Source organism: Blautia sp. NSJ-175 (genome assembly GCF_022867815.1).
Classification (GTDB): Bacteria; Bacillota; Clostridia; order Lachnospirales; family Lachnospiraceae; genus Blautia; species Blautia celeris.
Map to the genome: position 1 here is coordinate 300,827 of NZ_JALIFQ010000003.1, position 18,210 is coordinate 319,036.

Sequence of the window (18,210 nt, forward strand, 5' to 3'; positions counted from 1 at the left end):
CTTATGCTGATAGTCACAACAGATCACATAACCGGAAAAAATGTTGAAATGCTTGGCCTGGTAAAAGGCAGCACCATCCAGACCGTGCACATGGGCAAAGATATCATGAACGGATTCAAGACTCTGGTGGGCGGCGAACTGACCTCATATAATGAGATGATGAATGAGGCCAGAGCCCTGGCAACCAAACGCATGGCGGAGGAAGCCCAGTCCATGGGAGCAGATGCCATTGTATGCGTACGCTACTCATCTGCCTCTGTTGCCCAGGCCGCAGCTGAGATCATGGCTTACGGCACTGCAGTAAAATTTGTTTAAAGAAATGGCGCAGGAACCGTTTTTTCCGGTACTGCGCCATCTTTTTATTTTCTTTTATACTTTCTTATACCATTTTAAACTTCTGTCCGCCAAGGCTCTTTACCGTATAATTATCGTTTCCGCCTTCAATATGTACAAGAATCTCTCCGTCCCTGCATTCTGCATGGGCTTTCATCACAATTTTGCCTCTGCAGTCCGGTATCTCCACATCTGCTTCTTTTCCATCGGCAAATACAGACAACAGAAGTGTCACACCGTCCGCAAAGTCATATTCCGCTTCCCGGTCATTCTTTCCGACAGGCAGAATCGTATTTTCCTTCACCATAAGCGGCATGGAATGGTAATCGTAAACTTCCCTGTACCAGGTTCCGCCCTCTCTTGTCTCCCCGGTGATCAGATTCACCCAGGTTCCCTTCGGCAGATAATAATCCACCTCACCGGATTCTTTAAATACAGGCGCCGCGAGCAGGGAAGAACCGAACATATACTGACGGTCCAGGGTATCACAGGCTCTGTCCTCAGGGAAATCCAGGAACATGGGCCGCAGAACCGGTGTGCCGTATTCATGGGCACGGACAGCCTGTCCGTACAGATACGGCATCAGGCGGCATTTCAGATTCACAAACTCTTTCAGCACTACACAGGCTTCCTCATCAAATAGCCACGGCACGCGGTAGGAAGAAGACCCATGCAGACGGCTGTGTGAGCTCAAAAGCCCGAACTGGCACCAGCGTTTGTAAATATCTGCCGGAGCTGTCTGTTCAAATCCGCTGATGTCATGGCTCCAGAATCCAAATCCACTGAGGGAAAGAGACAATCCGCCCCGCAGCGTCTCAGCCATGGAAACATACGTAGCGGAGCAGTCGCCGCCCCAGTGAGCCGGGAACTTCTGCCCGCCAACCGTTGCGGAACGTGCAAAGAGTACGGCATCCCCCTCACCTCTGACTTCCTCCAAAAGCCGGAATACGGTCTGATTATATAAATAGGTATAATAATTATGCATTTTAACCGGATCTGAGCCGTCAAAATAAGCGATATCCTTCACAGGAACCCTCTCACCGAAGTCTGTCTTAAAACAGTCCACACCCATGTCCAGAAGTGTCCTTAATTTGCTCTGGTACCAGGCGCAGGCATCAGGATTCGTAAAGTCCACAAGTCCCATCCCCGGCTGCCACAGATCTGTCTGCCATACGCTTCCGTCCGTGCGTTTCAGCAGATAGCCTTTCTCGCTGCCCTCCTCAAACAGGCAGGATTTCTGACCGATATAAGGGTTGATCCATACACAGATCTTCAGGCCCTTGTCGTGGTATCTCTGCAGCATGGATTTGGGATCTGTAGTTACATTTGGGTCCCATTTAAAGTTACACCACTCAAAAGCCTCCATCCAGTAACAATCAAAATGGAACACATGCAGCGGGATATCCCTGTCTGCCATTCCCTGTATAAAACCGGACGTAGTATTCTCATCATAATCCGTCGTAAAGGATGTGGTGAGCCAGAGGCCGAAGGACCATGCAGGAGGCAGCGCAGGCTTCCCTGTCAGTTCTGTGTATTTCTCCACGGTTCCCATTGGGCTTTGACCGCTGATGAAATAATAGTCCAGACGCTCCCCTTCCACGGAGAACTGGATTCTCTCCACTTTCTCACTGGCGATCTCATAGGCCACGTCGCCCTCATTATCCACCAGGACACCGTACCCCTTGTTGGTAATATAAAACGGAATGTTTTTGTAGGCAATCTCACTGGCTGTGCCGCCGTCTTCATTCCACATTTCCACAGTCTGTCCGTTTTTCACGAAAGGTGTAAACCGTTCGCCAAGACCGTAAACATACTCATCCACATCAATGAGAAGCTGTTCCACCATATAGTTCTTTCCGGTTTCCCTGTTGTGCATATGTGCCAGGTTGCGGAAGCTGGACTCTGTCAGGAACTTATCCCCCTCATAAAAAGCCAGCTTATACGCATTCGGCGTCTTGTCAATCACTGCCCTTAAACTTCCGCTGGCGAAGGTCAGGCATTCCTCTGTCTCTGTGATCTGAGCATGGGGATGATCATTTGTGATCTCCGCAAAAGGCCCTTTATAAAGTGCTCCTGCGTGGTGGACGGCTGACACCTTGATCACGCCCTCCATAGGTGTGGAAAGTTTGACCGTCAGCATGGGAATGTTCAAGGCATCCCCTCTGCCTGCAATATGTTTTCCGGGCAGATAAACAGTCAGTTCATCTCCCTTTACGGTATGACCGCCGTACTCTACAGCATAGGCGGGGGTCATTTCGTCTTTTAACAGCCAATATCCATTGGTAAATTTCATAGCTGTGGTTCCTCCAGTTCTTCTATTTTTGGTTCATGCTTCTTCAATACCCGTTCCATAAATTCAGAGCAGAGCAGGGATGCAGCTCCGGGCACAACTATCATGGTATAGGGTATCCATGCCACTATCGCAGCAGAGGACACTAAAATAAACAGCAGCATAACAGTTGTCAGGAAATAACGTCCTGTCATGAACATGGACAGCTTTAAAATCCATCCCATAGGCATTTCAAATCTGGAAAGCGCAGGGAATACATAGCAGAGCATTCCTGCCGCGTAGATACTGACTCCATAGTAAAGGCAGATAAAAAATAATCCCACGTTTCCTGAAGTCTTCGCCTGTAATATCCCCACGTTTAACTGCAGGATAAACAAAACCACGGCGAAGAGTATTTCAAGAAGAATGCCGTCTTTCAAGTTTCTCCGGTATGATTTCAGAAACTGCTCCAGCACATATCCCTCTTCATTTTTAATAACCTTCACTGCAGTATAGTACATAGCAGTTGTAGATACACCAATCGTTATGATGGGGAGGCATCCAATCAGCCAAAATAAACTCAATACTATTGTATTGAATATCTTATCAATCACCTTTACATACTTACCGTCATAACCAAATATTGTACCATTGCCCATATGTCATCCCTGCTTTCCTTTTCAATCACTGTTTAAAAAATCTCTTCCAGTTCCCCTGCTTTTACAAATACAGGAATACTCTCATACGGCGCGTCACATACATATTCTGCACCGCCTTCATATAACCTGTTGTCGTTGATATTTTTCCATTTTCCTTCCGGCAAATATACCTTACGTTCCCGAACACCTTCATACAATACCGGGCAGACAAGTACCTTGCTGCCGAACATGTACTGATCTTCAATTTCCCAGGCTTTTTTGTCTTCCGGAAAATCATAGAACAGGGGACGCATGATCGGTGTTCCTTTTTCGTGGGCATCCTGCATCAGAGTCTTCACATAAGGACGCATCTTTTCGCGAAGCTCCATATACTTCCTGCAGATCTCATATACTTCTTCACCGTAGCTCCATACCTCGTTTTCTGCTCCGCTTATGTGTTTCCCTCCACCTGTAGTGCCGAGAGGTTCTTTGAATGGTTCACGGAATCCATGCAGCCTCATAACCGGACAGAATGCACCGAAAGCAAACCATCTGACAAAACATTCTTTAAATGCATCATCATGGATATTACCGCCGTGGAAACCGCCGATATCGGTTGTCCACCACGGAATACCGGAAATGCCCATATTCAATCCTGCTGCCAACTGGTTTCTCAGGGCACGGAAAGAAGAGTCAATATCACCGGACCATACCAACACACCGTATTTCTGGCTGCCTGCCCATGCACAGCGAAGAAGATTGACAATATTTTTCTGTCCCTCTGCTTCCATTCCCTCATATGCCATACGGGCATAATATTTCGGATATAAATTTCCCACTTCCATATCAGCTCCCAGGAAATAGCGGTAATGTTCAAATTCGTATCCGGTAAACTCAGGCTCCGCCTCATCTAACCAGAAAATCTTAATGCCCAGGTCATAATAATTTTTCTTTATCTTCTCCCACACATAATTTCTTCCGTCAGGATTGGTCACATCTATAATGCAGGCATCTCCAAGCTGTCCGATCCGTTTCCCGTACTCAGAACGGGTCAGGTATCCCAGCTCTGTCATCTCCTCATAATTCTCACTCTCCGCGTCAACGGTAGGCCAGATGGATACCATCAGTTCAATGCCCATCTCCTTTAATTCCCTCACCATTGCTGCAGGGTCCGGCCAATAATCTTTATCGAACTTCCAGTCGCCTTGATGGGGCCAGTGGAAGAAATCCACTACAATGACATCAATGGGAAGACCTCTTCTCTTATACTCCCTGGCAACTTCCAGAATCTCATCCTGTGTCTGGTAACGCAGCTTACACTGCCAGAATCCCATTCCGTAATCCGGCATCATGGGAACCTTACCCGTGGCATCTGCATAGGCTTCTTCGATCTCAGCCGGGGTATCTCCCGCTGTGATCCAGTAATCCATCTGTTTTGTTGACTCAGCGATCCACTCTGTAACGTTCTTTCCAAATGTCACCTGACCGATTGCCGGATTATTCCACAGAATACCGTACCCTCTGTCTGACAAGGCAAACGGAACACTTGCCTGGGAATTTCTATGGGCCAGCTCAATGATACAGCCTTTCACATCCAGATACGGCTGCTGATACTGTCCCATACCGAAAATCTTCTCATCTTTATATGCCTCAAACCGGACTGTCAATTTGAAATTATCAGAGCACTGCCGTGGGTTAAAGGTACGCGGCACGATCTCCAATGCGCTTGCGAACTTATCACTTCCCTCATACATATCTCTGGTGCGGTCATACTCCTCCAAAAGAAGCTTTCCATTCTGATTATAATATTGGAGTACCCCGTTGTCCATGATTTTACAGGTTAATTTCCCATTGGTGATAACTGCTTTTTTCCCTTCAATGGTGATCTGTACCTCTGTATCTTCCGGTTCTAAAAGCGCGCTGTCCGTATCCGGGATAAACTCACTGCGCTGTGTTGCGCGCACACGCAGACTGTTTTTCCCCCATGGTTCGATGAGGAGCAGTTCCTTGTCCTGTCTCCTGTATAACTTGTTGCCCACTTGTTTCAGCATTCAAATACCTCCTCCTGATTGACTTTCTTATTTTATGAAAGGGCTGCCCCAGTTTTACGTGCAGCAACCCTTTTCGTTTAGAAGTTCAGTTCAAATTCATTTTTTGTAAACAGTGGAATCTGTTCGATAGGTGCAGCCGCAGTTACTGTCTGTCCGCCTTTAAAGCACTCGCCCGTCCATACATTTTTCCATTCCGCTCCTGCGGGAAGATAGACCTCTCTTTCCTCCTGTCCTTTTTCCATAACAGGAGCGACTAAAATTTCAGGTCCGAACATGTACTGTGTCTCATTCTCCCAGCATGCCTTATCCTCCGGAAAATCATAAAACAGAGGTCTCATGACCGGTGTACCTTTTTCATGCGCTTCTTCCATCAGTCTGCGCACATAGGGACGCATGGCCTCACGCATTTCAATGTATTTCTTACAGATTTCATAAACCTTATCTCCGTAAGACCAGATTTCATTCGGCGCTCCGGATACGCACTCCGCGCCTCCGGTTGTTCCGTATTGAGGCTGATACGGCATGCGATAGCCATGCAGTCTCATAACAGGACAGAACGTACCGTATTCAAACCATCTGATCAGAACCTCATGGAAATCCTCATCGTAGATATCAGCCCCGAAAAATCCTCCGATATCTGTTGTCCACCAGGGAATCCCTGCGATTCCCATATTGAGGCCTGCCGCAAACTGGTTCTGAAGACTTTCAAAGGAAGAATGGATATCACCTGACCACACAAGTGCCCCGTATCTCTGGCTTCCGGCCCATGCACAGCGCAGCAGATTCACGATGTTTTCCTGTCCTTCTTTTTTCATGCCTTCAAAGAAGGTCTGTGCATACATTACCGGATAGACATTTCCGATCTGGACATTCGGTCCCAGATGATAACGATAATTTTCAAAATCATACACCGTATATTCCGGTTCCGCTTCATCCAGCCAGAAAATCTTCACACCCTTGTCATAATAATTCTGTTTTGCCTTGTTCCACACATACTCTCTGGCTTCCGGATTCGTCGGGTCATACTGGATGGTATTGCCCATATAAGTGTTGTCAATACGGACACCTTTTTCCACCCGTGTCAGGAGACCTTTTGCCTTCATCTCCTCAAAATTCTCACTCTTATAATCCACCATAGGCCAGATGGATACCATAAGTTCAATACCCATCTCCTTCAGTTCCGCGATCATGGCATCCGGGTCCGGCCAGTATGTCTCGTCAAATCGCCAGTCACCCTGCTTCGGCCAGTGGAAGAAATCTACTACAATGACATCAATAGGAATCTGACGGCGTTTGTATTCTCTTGCCACCTCCAGAAGCTCTTCCTGTGTCTGATATCTGAGTTTACACTGCCAGAATCCCATTCCGTATTCCGGCATCATGGGAACTTTTCCCGCTGCATCTGCGTAAGCTTCCTCAATTTCAGCCGGTGTATCGCCTGCAGTGATCCAATAATCCAATTTCTTTGTGGATTTTGCTTCCCATGTGGTAATATTTTTATTGAAGCTGACACGCCCGATTGCAGGATTGTTCCACAAAAATCCATATCCAAGGGAAGACAATGCAAAAGGAACACTTGCCTGGGAATTTCTGTGTGCCAGTTCCAGTTCTGCACCTTTGACATTTAGGAACTTCTGCTGATACTGGCCCATACCGTAAATCTTCTCGTTTGGATTGGATTCAAAACGCATGGTGAGCTGATAATCGCCCCCGATGATCGGTTTGAATTCCCTTGCTTCAACCTCCAGGGAGCTGCAGGTATCCGCAAACATATCCTCTCTGTTGCGGACATATTCCTCAAGCAGTACTTCCCCCTTTTGGTTGTAAAAAGTAAGCTTACCGATATTGTTCACTACTGCCCTGATCTTTCCGTTTGTAATTTCTGCGGAAAAATCATGTATTGCAATACTTGCCTCTTCGCGTCCCTCCGGTTTTCCATCTAATGCCCAGAGCTCATCCGGCATCTCGGGCATCTTGGAGGCGCGGACCCGGAGACTGTTCTTTCCCCAGGGTTCCACGATCACGCGCTCCGCATCATAACGGTAATACAATGCATGATCCTTTTCCTCAAAATATCCCAGTAAAAAATGATTGTCCGAACGGAAATCTCCGGTGGATGCACCTTCTTTTTTTATAATATCCGTCATTTTTTGTCCTCACTGTCCTATACTTCTTATTCTTTTACTGCACCTGCCGTCAGGCCGCCTACAATGTATTTCTGCAGGAATACAAACAACAGGATAACAGGCAGTACCAAAATTGCTCCGTATGCCATAATACAGTTCCACTTGGTTCCGTATTTACTCTGGAATTTATAGATATTTGCTGTCAATGGACGCATATCCGGTTTTACGTTAAATGTCATGGAATATGCCAGGTCATTCCAGCCGCCCAGGAAGGAGATAACTACTACTGTGATAACACCTGTCTTGATCGCCGGAATCATGATCTTGAAGAAGGAACGGAACACGCCGCAGCCGTCAATTCTGGCAGCATCATCCAGGGATGTGGGCACGCTCTTAAAATAAGGTCTCAAAGTTACGACGATAAACGGAACAGATCCTGAAGCAATTGCCAGGGATGGACCTAAATATGTTCCTAATAAATGCAGCTTGTTAAAAATCAGATACATAGGAGTCAGCATCAGGGATGCAGGAAGCATCTGGGTTACCAGGAAGGTAAGCAGGAATACTTTTCTGCCCGGTACTTTATAACGTCCCATGCCGTAAGCTGCCGGAATACCAAATACCAGTGAGATCACCATGGATAAGAAAGCGATACAGATACTGTTCTTCAGGGAAGACAGGAATTCAGCATCCTGGAAGTTCTTGATCCAGGGCTCTAAGGTAAAATTGTGCGGATAATATGTCACAAGTTTGCCGAATGATTCCGCATCTGATTTAAAGGACATTGCAAGAATCCAGTAAATCGGAAACAGGAACAGAATGGCAACGATAACCGCGATAACACAATTGATCAAATTTCTTCTTTTTTCTTTGGAGCTTGTTATTTTCACTTTTCCTGCCATTCTAATCATCCTCCTTTGATATGAGACGCAAGTAGAATAGTCCGACAATGAACAGGCATGCGAACAAGATGATCGCCGCTGTAGAACCTAAGGAGAATTCATACTGTTTGAAGGACAATGTATAAGCGTAAGTACCAAGAACATCAGTAGAGTTCAGAGGACCGCCGCTTGTCATAACAAACATCAAATCGAATGCTTTGAAGGTATAAATAAAACCTAACATAAGCACAGATAAAATAGCCGGTTTCATAAGCGGAAGTGTGATATAGAGGAATCTCTGGAACGGATTAGCGCCGTCAACCTCCGCACTCTCATAAATCTCCGTGGAAATTCCTGTCAGGCCGGAAGTCAGCAGCAGCATATTGAACGGGATTCCAACCCAGCAGTTCACTGCAATGATCGCGATCATGGCTGTACTTCCGTTCAGCAACCATTCCACCGGAGCGTTGATCAGCCCAATCTTCATAAACAGGTCATTGATCACACCACTGGATACATCGAACATATTCTTGCCCAGCAAAGCCGTAACAGACATGGGCATCATATAACCTACCAAGATCATACCACGGATGGGTCCGGCAAGCGTAAACTTCTTTGAGAAAAACAGTGCAAATATAAATCCTATAGTAAACTGTACAACCAAACATCCAATGGTAAATATAAATGTATTTTTAAATACCATCAAAAATGTTTCATTGTGGAATAACTCTATGTAGTTGGACAAACCTACAAAGACATCGGTTCCGCCTTTGAACGTTTTAACATTTACATTCCTGAAACTGAGCACAAAGTTATAAATCAGCGGATACCCAAGAACCACCAGCATATAAATGAATCCTGGAAGGATAAAGGTATAGCCTTCTCTTCTTTTTTTTGCCGCCATCGACATTTTCATGGATTTCACCCCTCTTCCAAATTCCTATCTGTTTCTTTTAAAAAGGTTTAAGATGTATCGCCGGGATACACCTTAAACCTTGTTTTACAGTCAGCATCCAGACTTATTCTGTATTACTTCTGTACTGCAATAGGTGTTTCTTCCAAAATAGGTGAAATCGTTGCCTGGGCTTCTTTCAAAGCTTCTGCCGGGTCTTTGTCACCCAGTAAAGCTGCCTGCTCTGCTTTGTACAGGGCTTCGGAAATGGTCGGCCATGACTCGTGAGGTCCCCTTGCTACTGCAAATTCCATGGAATCGTTGAATACTTTGTATCTTTCATCTGCTGTCCAGAAGTCTTTCAGTTCAACTGCATCTGCACGAACCGGTAATTTTCCTGCGATTTCACACCAGTCTGCCGTGTTCTGTGCGGACTGCATATATTTCAGGAATTCTGCACACTCTTCTACATTTTCAGAACCGCTGCATACACCGAAGTTTTCGCCGCCGATAACGGTTGCCTGCTGCTCGCCTTTTGGCATTGGAGTATATTTGTATTCCCATGTTACATCGTCTTTATTATCGGTATCTAATGTAGCAATCTGCCATGTACCGGATTCCAGCATTGCCGCTTTACCTGCGATCCAGGCATTGTAAGCATCGCCCTGTCCCCAGTTTACAGCTTCTTTACTCATATATCCGTCTTTTACCAGATCACTTAAGAATGTCAGCGCATTTACTGCCTTGTCACTGGAAACATCTGTGATGTCTGCTCCTGCTCCATACAGCCACGGAATGAACTGGAAGGTTCCCTCTTCATTGGCGATAGCTGACATGGCAAATCCATAGACACCATTTGCCTCATCTGTGGTCTTCTCGCATGCTTCTTTGAATTCATCCCATGTTGTCGGCGGATTTTCAATTCCTGCAGCTTTTAAAAGGTCCATGTTGCAGAGTAATGCCAGACAGTTTGAGTTGTTCGGCAGTCCGTAGTATTTGCCGTCAGCATCCATACAACTGCTCAGAGGTCCTTCATAGAACTGGTCCAGATCAGACCATCCCTCCAGATATTCGGTGATGTCCGCAAATACTCCCAAGGAAATGTAGGAAGCCATATCCGGTGAATCTACCATACCGATGTCAGGAAGCTCTCCTGATACAGCACCGATCGTATACTGTTTCATCAATTCATCACGTGATACAAAAGTAGGTACAATGTAGATATCACTTTGCTCTTCGTTGTATTTTTTTACAACTGCATTTAATGCGTCAGCCTCATGCTCAAAATAATGCCAGAGGGTAACTTCTTTTCCGCCATTGGGCTCACCTATGTCTGCTGCAGTAGCTTTTGTTCCTGTTTCAGTCTCTGTGGAACCGGTGTCCGCATCATCTGCGGTATCCTCTGTACCGGTATCCGTACTGTCAGTCTTAGTGTCGCTGCCTCCCGAACTGCCGCAGCCTGCTGTCATGGTCAATACCATTGCAGATGTCATGGTCAGTGCCAATGTCTTAACAACTTTCCTCTTCATTTTGTTTCCTCCTTTTGTTTTTTTGTTTCTTAGGATGTCCTTATTATAGCGTTTAAATGATATTTCAAAAACCGCCGCTTTTAAGATTCGGATTAATTTTTTAGGGTATTTTTTTAATATTGGAGTAAAAAATTAATATTTTTTATTTTTCATTGTATATATTGTACATTTACAGCATATATTGACAGCATTTTACACACAAAAAAGCGAGACACTAACGTCTCGCCTTTATAAACTCCGTCACATTGACTCCAGTCTCTTCTTTGAAGCATTTGTTAAAATACTTGGGATCTGAAAATCCCACACTATACAGTACCTCGTCCTTAGAAATTTCCCCTTCCAGCAAAAGTTCCTGGGCTTTCTCAATCCGGTATCTCCGAAGGAACCTGGAAAAATTCTCTCCCACATCTCTGCTGAACAGATAACTGAAATATTCCGCACTGACACCCAGGTCTGCAGCCAGATCTTTCTGTGAAATTTTAGATGCATAAGAGCATTCTATAATATGCATTGCCTTTAAAATAAGCGGATGCGCATTGGGATATCTGCTTTTTAAATCCCTGTTCTCTTTATCCCAGACCACACTGTTGTGCTCCTCCAGTCTGTGTATAATATCCTCAATGTCCTCAGGGACCAGAGGCTTCACCAGATAATCCGTGACCCCAAGAGAGATGGCCTGCCTGGCCAGTTCAAATTCCTCATACGCGCTGATGATCACAAACTTAGTCTTCATATCCTGAGCTCTTGCTGCTCTAATCAGAGAGATTCCATCCATATAGGGCATTTTAATATCAGTAAAGACCACATCAGGCTCTAATAGCTTCATGAGTTCAAATGCCTCTTTTCCGTCCGCCGCCTCACCCACGACCTCATGCTTATCCGAAGCCATCATGATCAGATTTCTGAGTCCTCTGCTGGCCCTCTTCTCATCTTCTGCTATAAGTATTCTCACACTAATTCCTCCTCCTGGCATATCTCACTCTGTTTTTTCAACTCTGATTCCGGGATTGGAATCCAGAATATAAAGGAGGTTCCTGAATCCAGATTTGTCTGCATTTGGATATCCAGATTTTCTCCATAATACATACGCATTCTTGTAACAACATTTAATATTCCTATCCCTACCTTCTGACGCTGCAGCACAGGTGCCATTCCTTTTGACTCCAGGATATTTTTTATTACCTTTTCAGTTTCAGAATCTATTCCGCTTCCATTATCTTTTATCTCTATTCTTAAGCGGCCTTTTTCCTCTGAAACAGTGATCTTCACCATTCCCCCCTCATGTCTTCCCTCAAACCCATGGAGGATGGAATTTTCTACAAATGGCTGGAACATCAGCTTACAGCATGGCCAATAACCGTATTCCTCTTCAAAATCAATAGAATAATCAAATACATTCTCAAATCTTGTCTTCTGCAGATAAAGATACTGGTCAATCCAGGCTATCTCCTGATACAGATATACATCCTGGCATTTCTGGTCAAAGGTATAGCGTAGTATGTTGGAAAGCTTTTTGATCAGCACAGATACCTGACGATTTCCCGCCTCTATAGCTTCATAGTTGATCGTACCCAGTGTATTACATATGAAATGTGCATTGATCTGGGATTCCAGGGCCTCCCGCTCTGCCTGATGCTGGCGCTCAATGGACGCCAGTGTCTCCTCATGCTGTCGTTTCATGGCAAGATTTTTCTCTTCCAGTGCTTCGATCATTCTATTGTACTCATCCGCAAGCTGCCAGATTTCATGTTTTCCTTCTATGGAAATCTTACTGTGGAAATTTCCTTTTTTCACTGTCTTAATAGACTCTGAAATCTTTGTCACAGGCTTGAGAAGATAACGCATGAAAAAAACAGTCAGAAATATGTAGGCCGCCAGAATCAGAATATAGATGATGACACCCCTGTTGTAAATCTGGTCCACATGCTCCTGCATTTTATGCTCATCCATCAAAATATTCATAGTCCAGCCAAAATAGCCCAGCTCACGGCTGATCACCTGTATCTCATCATCACGCACCAAGCTGTCCTCTGCGGTACCGATATATTTATCCATATTATGGTAGAGAATCTGTCCGTTCTCATCTGCGATGTAGCCCTGCGCATATTTAACTTTTGGTATCTCCACTGTGTTTAAAAATTCTTTAAAGACATCCATATTATAGCTGACGATCAGAACATTTTTCACTTTTTTAAGCCCGGTCCTGTTGCCGATCAAAGGATATGCCACGTGAAAAAGGCGCAGGTCAGAATCCTGCGGATGCACACTTGGCTCTGTGGATGCCATGTACAGGGGAATATAGTAGTTATTCGTATTGTTCATGACCTCCTGAAACATTTCACGCAGATACTTATCGTTGTCATCATCCCACATAGCCCCGTCGGAACGCTTATAACGGTCATACTGGCACATCAGGCCATCCTCACCCACAATGGCTACGGCAACTGTATTCTTAATATAATCATAGTCTGACAGGGTATTATATAATGCACTATATCCATTGCTGTCATAAAAAGATTGGACTTTATTATATATATCCGCAGATACCACCATCTCACTGCCAAAATTTATATGCTCTTTAATAGAATAATTCACATTTTTCTGAACAGATACCAATACTGCATTCTCTGTTTCAAAGCTTTGTTCCACAAGATAGTTCAGGTACTCATTTTTCAGATATCCCTGAAAAACCAGTGCCATCACCAGAACCGCCAGCGTGAACACAAGAACAAAAGAAGAAACGATATGCTCTTCAAAATATGTCTTTATCTTTCTGTATATACGCATCGAATCCCCCCTTTTCTTTTTACAGCCATACCGTTAGTGCGTTCACACCCTGGTGGCTCCTTAAGACCAAACGATGTTACCCTTCTGCCGCCTTCACTTCCTCAGCCACCACCTGGATCTGCCCGTCCACATCCTTTTTAAACTGTTCCCAGGCATCGGGGTGGTCCACGAAGTATTTGGGGCAGATTTTCTCTGTCACATCGTAGTGGCGGATCACATCACTGCTCTTTAAATCAAAACGGTAGCAGAGCCATCCAACCAGCTTCACAAGGGAGTCATAGGTTGCCTGGGTAAATTCGCCGGTCTCATCCTTGTGGCAGCACTCGATGGACAAGGTGTCGTCATTGCGGGAATTGGAGGCATAGGCGATCTCTGAACTGGGAATGCACTGGACGATCTCGCCCTCGATCCCTATGACGAAATGGCTGCTCACTTTTGTCTCGTGGCTGTCCTTCAGGCCCTCAAAATAGTTTCTGTTTTCCGCTGCCGTGCTTCCCGGATTGGCGGTATAATGCACCACAACGCCTTTTATTTTCTTCAGAGGGATACCTGGCCTGGAATACTCGTTTACATCCAGCAGGTTCACGTCAAAAGGCGGCGCGCCGATAAAACTGCCGTTCTCCTGGGTGACCTGGGCCTGCAGTTTTTCCAGTTTGGCCTCCTGTATCTTTCCTGTCATTATTTTTATAACCCCTATTGCGAAAATGATTCCCAGCAGGACCAGGCCGAAAAGCATGAGCCTTCTGTTTCTCTGTTTCCTTCTGTTTATCCTTCTGTAATCCCTTCTGGTATTTCCTCTCCTTTGTCCCATAAGCGTTTCTCCCCATTTATGTACATTTCCTGTATCACAGGCTTCCCCTTTATAAGACAAAAGGCTGTTGCCACTTTAGCAACAGCCTCTGTTCTTGTATCGATAGGAGATACACAATGCCTGTGCTTCCTATTATTCGTCTACACTGTAATTCGGTGCTTCTTTTGTAATGTGAATGTCGTGCGGATGAGATTCTTTCAGAGACGCAGCTGTGATTTTTACAAACTGACCGGTCTGCTTCAGAGTCTCGATATCTTTTGCACCGCAGTAACCCATTCCGGAGCGGAGACCACCCACTAACTGGAATACGGTATCCTCCACATGGCCTTTGTAAGCAACTCGTCCTTCCACGCCTTCCGGAACCAGTTTCTTGGCATCCTGCTGGAAGTAACGGTCCTTGCTGCCGTTCTCCATTGCCGCAATGGAACCCATGCCGCGGTAAACTTTGTATTTTCTTCCCTGGTATAATTCAAAATCTCCGGGGCTTTCGTCACATCCTGCGAAGATACTGCCCATCATGCAGACATTGGCTCCTGCCGCAATGGCTTTTGTCATATCTCCTGAATACTTGATACCGCCGTCTGCGATGATCGGGATGCCTGCCTCTTTTGCAGCAGCATAGCATTCCATAATTGCAGTGATCTGCGGTACACCGATACCTGCAACCACACGTGTGGTACAGATGGAACCGGGTCCGATACCAACCTTGACAGCATCCACACCAGCCTCGATCAGGGCTTTTGTAGCTGCTCCGGTTGCCACATTACCTGCAACTACCTGCAGATTCGGATGTTTTGTTTTGATCTCTCTGACTGCTTTGAGAATGTTGGCGGAATGTCCATGGGCTGAGTCCACAACAACAACATCGACCTGTGCCTCCACTAACGCGTCAACACGTGCCATGACATTGGCTGTGATACCCACTGCGGCACCGCACAGCAGTCTTCCCTGCTCGTCCTTTGCGGATAACGGATATTTTATCTGTTTCTCAATATCTTTAATGGTAATAAGACCTTTTAAGTTGAAGTTTTCATCGACAATCGGAAGTTTTTCTTTTCTTGATTTTGCCAGGATTTTTTTTGCTTCCTCTAAAGTCACTCCTTCTCTGGCTGTGACCAGATTCTCTGATGTCATGCTCTCTTTGATCTTCTTACTGAAATCCTCTTCAAATTTCAGATCACGGTTGGTGATGATACCTACCAGCTTCCTGCCCTCAGTAATGGGAACACCAGAAATACGGAATTTTGCCATCAGATTGTTGGCATCCTCCAGAGTATGTTCAGGTGAGAGATAGAAAGGATCTGTGATAACACCGTTCTCGGAACGTTTTACCTTGTCCACCTCATCTGCCTGTGCTTCTATAGACATATTTTTATGAATGATACCGATACCTCCCTGTCTCGCCATGGCGATCGCCATACGATATTCGGTAACTGTATCCATTCCTGCACTCATCATCGGAATATTTAACTTCACTTTTTTTGTCAGATTCGTCGACAAATCAACCTGATTGGGGATTACTTCGGAATATGCCGGAACCAGCAGCACATCGTCAAAAGTAATGCCTTCACCAATAATCTTACCCATTTTCGTTCTCCCTTCGTTTGTTTATAGTAAAATAATATAACAAATTACGACAAACCTGTCAATCCGTAAAAACTTTTCTCGGACAGCTTTTTTCAATATTTTTGATCAATTCCATGTCCGGCTCGATCAGCACTTTACAAACCTCTTTGTCGTCCGGGATGATCATAGCATAAATATTATGAGATGGATTTCCGGATGAAAAATCAAAAACCTTCATATTTTTATTATGATTCTGGTAGTCCAGACGATGTGACTTGAGGGGTGCCATAATTTCCATCTTGGAAAGGTCCAGGCTCTTTATTCTCTTTCTCTTTGCCTTGGAAGCGATCCTGTCAATGTCCAGTTCTCCATTCACATAGAGATATTCAAATTCCAGATCCAGGTTCGGCAGCAGAAAATAGGCAGCCACTCCCAGAACCACAGCTACAACCAAGGCAATCGGTGTAAATAAAATACCGGCAACTGCAGCCAGTACGATCAATGCGATAACCAGTACCTTGATTGCCTTCTCCTTCATCGTCTGCTCCTTTTTCACGAGCAGCTCTGAGTACGCGTCGTTCATGTTTTCCTCCTTTAGTATCAGCTTTTGCTTATAAGTCTATCACAAAGAAATGCCGGTGTCCATATGACACCGGCATAAGAAATGTGAAATTTCTATTATATATTACATCATTCCCATTCCAGGAGCACCGCCTGCCGGCATAGCCGGTGTTTCTTCTTTGATGTTGGAAACAACAGCTTCTGTTGTCAGCAGAGTACCTGCAACGCTTGTTGCGTTCTGCAGTGCGCTTCTTGTAACTTTTGTAGGATCCAGGATACCTTCTTTGACCATATCCACGTATTTCTCGTTTAATGCGTCAAATCCTACACCTGTCTCGGATTCTTTTACTTTGTTGATGATAACAGAACCTTCCAGACCGGCATTTGCTGCAATGTGGTACAGCGGGGATTCCAGAGCTTTCAGAACAACCTTAGCACCTGTCTTCTCGTCTCCGTCCAGTCCTGCGATCAGTTTCTCAACTTCTTTGGATGCGTGGATGTAAGCAGATCCGCCGCCTGCGATGATACCTTCCTCAACTGCTGCTCTTGTAGCGTTCAGGGCATCTTCCATACGCAGTTTTGCTTCTTTCATCTCTGTCTCGGTAGCAGCACCTACACGGATAACAGCAACGCCGCCGGCCAGTTTTGCAAGTCTTTCCTGTAATTTTTCTTTATCAAATTCAGATGTTGTCTCAGTGATCTGATGTTTGATCTGAGCGATTCTTGCATTGATATCTTCTTTGTTGCCTTCGCCGTCAACGATAACTGTGCTTTCTTTCTGTACTTTAACAGATTTTGCACGTCCTAACTGATCCATGGTAACGTCTTTTAATTCCAGACCCAGTTCGTCGGAGATCACAGTACCGTTTGTCAGGATCGCGATATCCTGCAGCATCTCTTTTCTTCTGTCACCATATCCCGGAGCTTTCACTGCTGCCACGGAGAAGGTTCCTCTTAATTTATTTACGATCAGGGTTGTCAGAGCTTCGCCTTCAATGTCTTCAGCGATGATCAGCAGTTTTGCGCCTGATTTTACAATCTGCTCTAAAATAGGAAGTAAATCCTGGATGTTGGAGATCTTCTTGTCAGTGATCAGAATATAAGGATCATCCAGAACAGCTTCCATCTTATCCATATCTGTAGCCATGTATGCGGAGATATAACCTCTGTCAAACTGCATACCTTCTACCAGATCCAGCTCTGTCTTCATGGTCTTGGATTCTTCAATTGTGATAACACCGTCATTGCTTACTTTTTCCATAGCATCTGCTACCATTTCGCCCACTTCATCATCGCCGGCGGAGATAGCTGCTACTCTTGCGATCTGGTCTTTTCTTTCGATCTTGCCGCTCATCTTCTGAATAGCGTCAACTGCAACATCTGTTGCTTTCTTCATACCTTTTCTCAGGATGATCGGGTTAGCGCCTGCTGCCAGGTTCTTCATACCTTCGTTTACCATTGCCTGTGCCAGAACAGTTGCTGTGGTGGTACCATCACCTGCTACATCGTTTGTCTTGGATGCAACTTCTTTGATCAGCTGAGCACCCTGGTTTTCAAATCCATCTGCCAGCTCGATCTCTTTTGCGATTGTAACACCGTCGTTTGTGATAAGCGGAGCGCCGAAAGATTTGTCAAGAACAACGTTTCTTCCTTTCGGTCCTAAAGTTACACGAACGGTATCAGCTAACTGGTTTACACCACTTTCAAGGGCAGCTCTTGCTTCTGCGCCGTATTTGATTTCTTTTGCCATGATTCGATTCCTCCTG

At 45.2% G+C, this 18,210-nt stretch carries 14 protein-coding genes; 1 reads left to right on the forward strand and 13 read right to left on the reverse strand.

The genetic code is table 11. The annotated features are described in order from the left end of the window. Nucleotides 1-3: 3 nt before the first annotated feature. Nucleotides 4-315: a YbjQ family protein gene (locus MUB35_RS06920; protein WP_033141045.1), complete on the forward strand. Its 312-nt coding sequence runs from the start codon at nt 4-6 to the stop codon at nt 313-315. A 64-nt stretch (nt 316-379) separates the two neighbouring features. Here MUB35_RS06920 and yicI read toward each other — a convergent pair whose 3' ends face one another. The 13 genes from yicI to groL form a co-directional block, all read right to left on the reverse strand. Beyond that, a complete protein-coding gene (gene yicI, locus MUB35_RS06925; protein WP_244805950.1) occupies nt 380-2,626 on the reverse strand; it encodes an alpha-xylosidase in 2,247 nt (748 codons plus the stop codon). After that, nucleotides 2,623-3,261, reverse strand: a complete 639-nt coding sequence (locus MUB35_RS06930) for a YesL family protein (RefSeq protein WP_033141043.1) — start codon at nt 3,259-3,261, stop codon at nt 2,623-2,625. The genes yicI and MUB35_RS06930 overlap by 4 nt, the downstream gene beginning before the upstream one ends. A 32-nt stretch (nt 3,262-3,293) precedes the next feature. Continuing rightward, the gene (locus MUB35_RS06935) at nt 3,294-5,291 is read right to left on the reverse strand and encodes a glycoside hydrolase family 31 protein (RefSeq protein ID WP_033141042.1); all 1,998 of its coding nucleotides are present in this window, start codon (nt 5,289-5,291) and stop codon (nt 3,294-3,296) included. Nucleotides 5,292-5,368: 77 nt separating this feature from the next. Next, on the reverse strand, nt 5,369-7,438 hold the full coding sequence (locus MUB35_RS06940; RefSeq protein ID WP_052099401.1) for a glycoside hydrolase family 31 protein: 2,070 nt from the start codon (nt 7,436-7,438) through the stop codon (nt 5,369-5,371). Nucleotides 7,439-7,464: 26 nt separating this feature from the next. Then, the gene (locus MUB35_RS06945) at nt 7,465-8,319 is read right to left on the reverse strand and encodes a carbohydrate ABC transporter permease (RefSeq protein WP_033141041.1); all 855 of its coding nucleotides are present in this window, start codon (nt 8,317-8,319) and stop codon (nt 7,465-7,467) included. A gap of 1 nt (nt 8,320) precedes the next feature. Next, complete coding sequence (locus tag MUB35_RS06950; protein WP_118593771.1) at nt 8,321-9,214, reverse strand: carbohydrate ABC transporter permease; 894 nt, start codon at nt 9,212-9,214, stop codon at nt 8,321-8,323. A gap of 113 nt (nt 9,215-9,327) precedes the next feature. Next, on the reverse strand, nt 9,328-10,719 hold the full coding sequence (locus MUB35_RS06955; RefSeq protein WP_052099400.1) for an ABC transporter substrate-binding protein: 1,392 nt from the start codon (nt 10,717-10,719) through the stop codon (nt 9,328-9,330). Nucleotides 10,720-10,933: 214 nt separating this feature from the next. Further along, entirely contained in the window at nt 10,934-11,671 is a 738-nt protein-coding gene (locus MUB35_RS06960) for a response regulator transcription factor (protein ID WP_033141039.1), read from the reverse strand. Beyond that, complete coding sequence (locus tag MUB35_RS06965; protein WP_103732562.1) at nt 11,668-13,506, reverse strand: sensor histidine kinase; 1,839 nt, start codon at nt 13,504-13,506, stop codon at nt 11,668-11,670. Before MUB35_RS06965 ends, MUB35_RS06960 begins: the two co-directional genes overlap by 4 nt. A 76-nt stretch (nt 13,507-13,582) precedes the next feature. Next, nucleotides 13,583-14,317 carry a peptidoglycan recognition protein family protein gene (locus MUB35_RS06970; RefSeq protein ID WP_033143760.1) on the reverse strand — a complete coding sequence of 245 codons (735 nt, stop codon included), beginning with the start codon at nt 14,315-14,317 and terminating at the stop codon, nt 13,583-13,585. Nucleotides 14,318-14,449: 132 nt separating this feature from the next. After that, a complete protein-coding gene (gene guaB, locus MUB35_RS06975) occupies nt 14,450-15,904 on the reverse strand; it encodes an IMP dehydrogenase (protein WP_033143761.1) in 1,455 nt (484 codons plus the stop codon). Between the two features lie 58 nt (nt 15,905-15,962). After that, nucleotides 15,963-16,466 (reverse strand): DUF6106 family protein, encoded by a 504-nt coding sequence (locus MUB35_RS06980; RefSeq protein ID WP_033143762.1) that lies wholly within the window; start codon nt 16,464-16,466, stop codon nt 15,963-15,965. A 102-nt stretch (nt 16,467-16,568) separates the two neighbouring features. Further along, on the reverse strand, nt 16,569-18,194 hold the full coding sequence (gene groL / locus MUB35_RS06985) for a chaperonin GroEL (RefSeq protein WP_033143763.1): 1,626 nt from the start codon (nt 18,192-18,194) through the stop codon (nt 16,569-16,571). Nucleotides 18,195-18,210 lie beyond the last annotated feature (16 nt).

Coding starts and splice junctions, on each gene's coding strand:
- MUB35_RS06920 (WP_033141045.1), top strand. CDS start 4: ATGCTGATAGTCACAACAGATCACATAACCGGAAAAAATGTTGAAATG.
- yicI (WP_244805950.1), bottom strand. CDS start 2,626: ATGAAATTTACCAATGGATATTGGCTGTTAAAAGACGAAATGACCCCC.
- MUB35_RS06930 (WP_033141043.1), bottom strand. CDS start 3,261: ATGGGCAATGGTACAATATTTGGTTATGACGGTAAGTATGTAAAGGTG.
- MUB35_RS06935 (WP_033141042.1), bottom strand. CDS start 5,291: ATGCTGAAACAAGTGGGCAACAAGTTATACAGGAGACAGGACAAGGAA.
- MUB35_RS06940 (WP_052099401.1), bottom strand. CDS start 7,438: ATGACGGATATTATAAAAAAAGAAGGTGCATCCACCGGAGATTTCCGT.
- MUB35_RS06945 (WP_033141041.1), bottom strand. CDS start 8,319: ATGGCAGGAAAAGTGAAAATAACAAGCTCCAAAGAAAAAAGAAGAAAT.
- MUB35_RS06950 (WP_118593771.1), bottom strand. CDS start 9,214: ATGAAAATGTCGATGGCGGCAAAAAAAAGAAGAGAAGGCTATACCTTT.
- MUB35_RS06955 (WP_052099400.1), bottom strand. CDS start 10,719: ATGAAGAGGAAAGTTGTTAAGACATTGGCACTGACCATGACATCTGCA.
- MUB35_RS06965 (WP_103732562.1), bottom strand. CDS start 13,506: ATGCGTATATACAGAAAGATAAAGACATATTTTGAAGAGCATATCGTT.
- MUB35_RS06970 (WP_033143760.1), bottom strand. CDS start 14,317: ATGGGACAAAGGAGAGGAAATACCAGAAGGGATTACAGAAGGATAAAC.
- guaB (WP_033143761.1), bottom strand. CDS start 15,904: ATGGGTAAGATTATTGGTGAAGGCATTACTTTTGACGATGTGCTGCTG.
- MUB35_RS06980 (WP_033143762.1), bottom strand. CDS start 16,466: ATGAACGACGCGTACTCAGAGCTGCTCGTGAAAAAGGAGCAGACGATG.
- groL (WP_033143763.1), bottom strand. CDS start 18,194: ATGGCAAAAGAAATCAAATACGGCGCAGAAGCAAGAGCTGCCCTTGAA.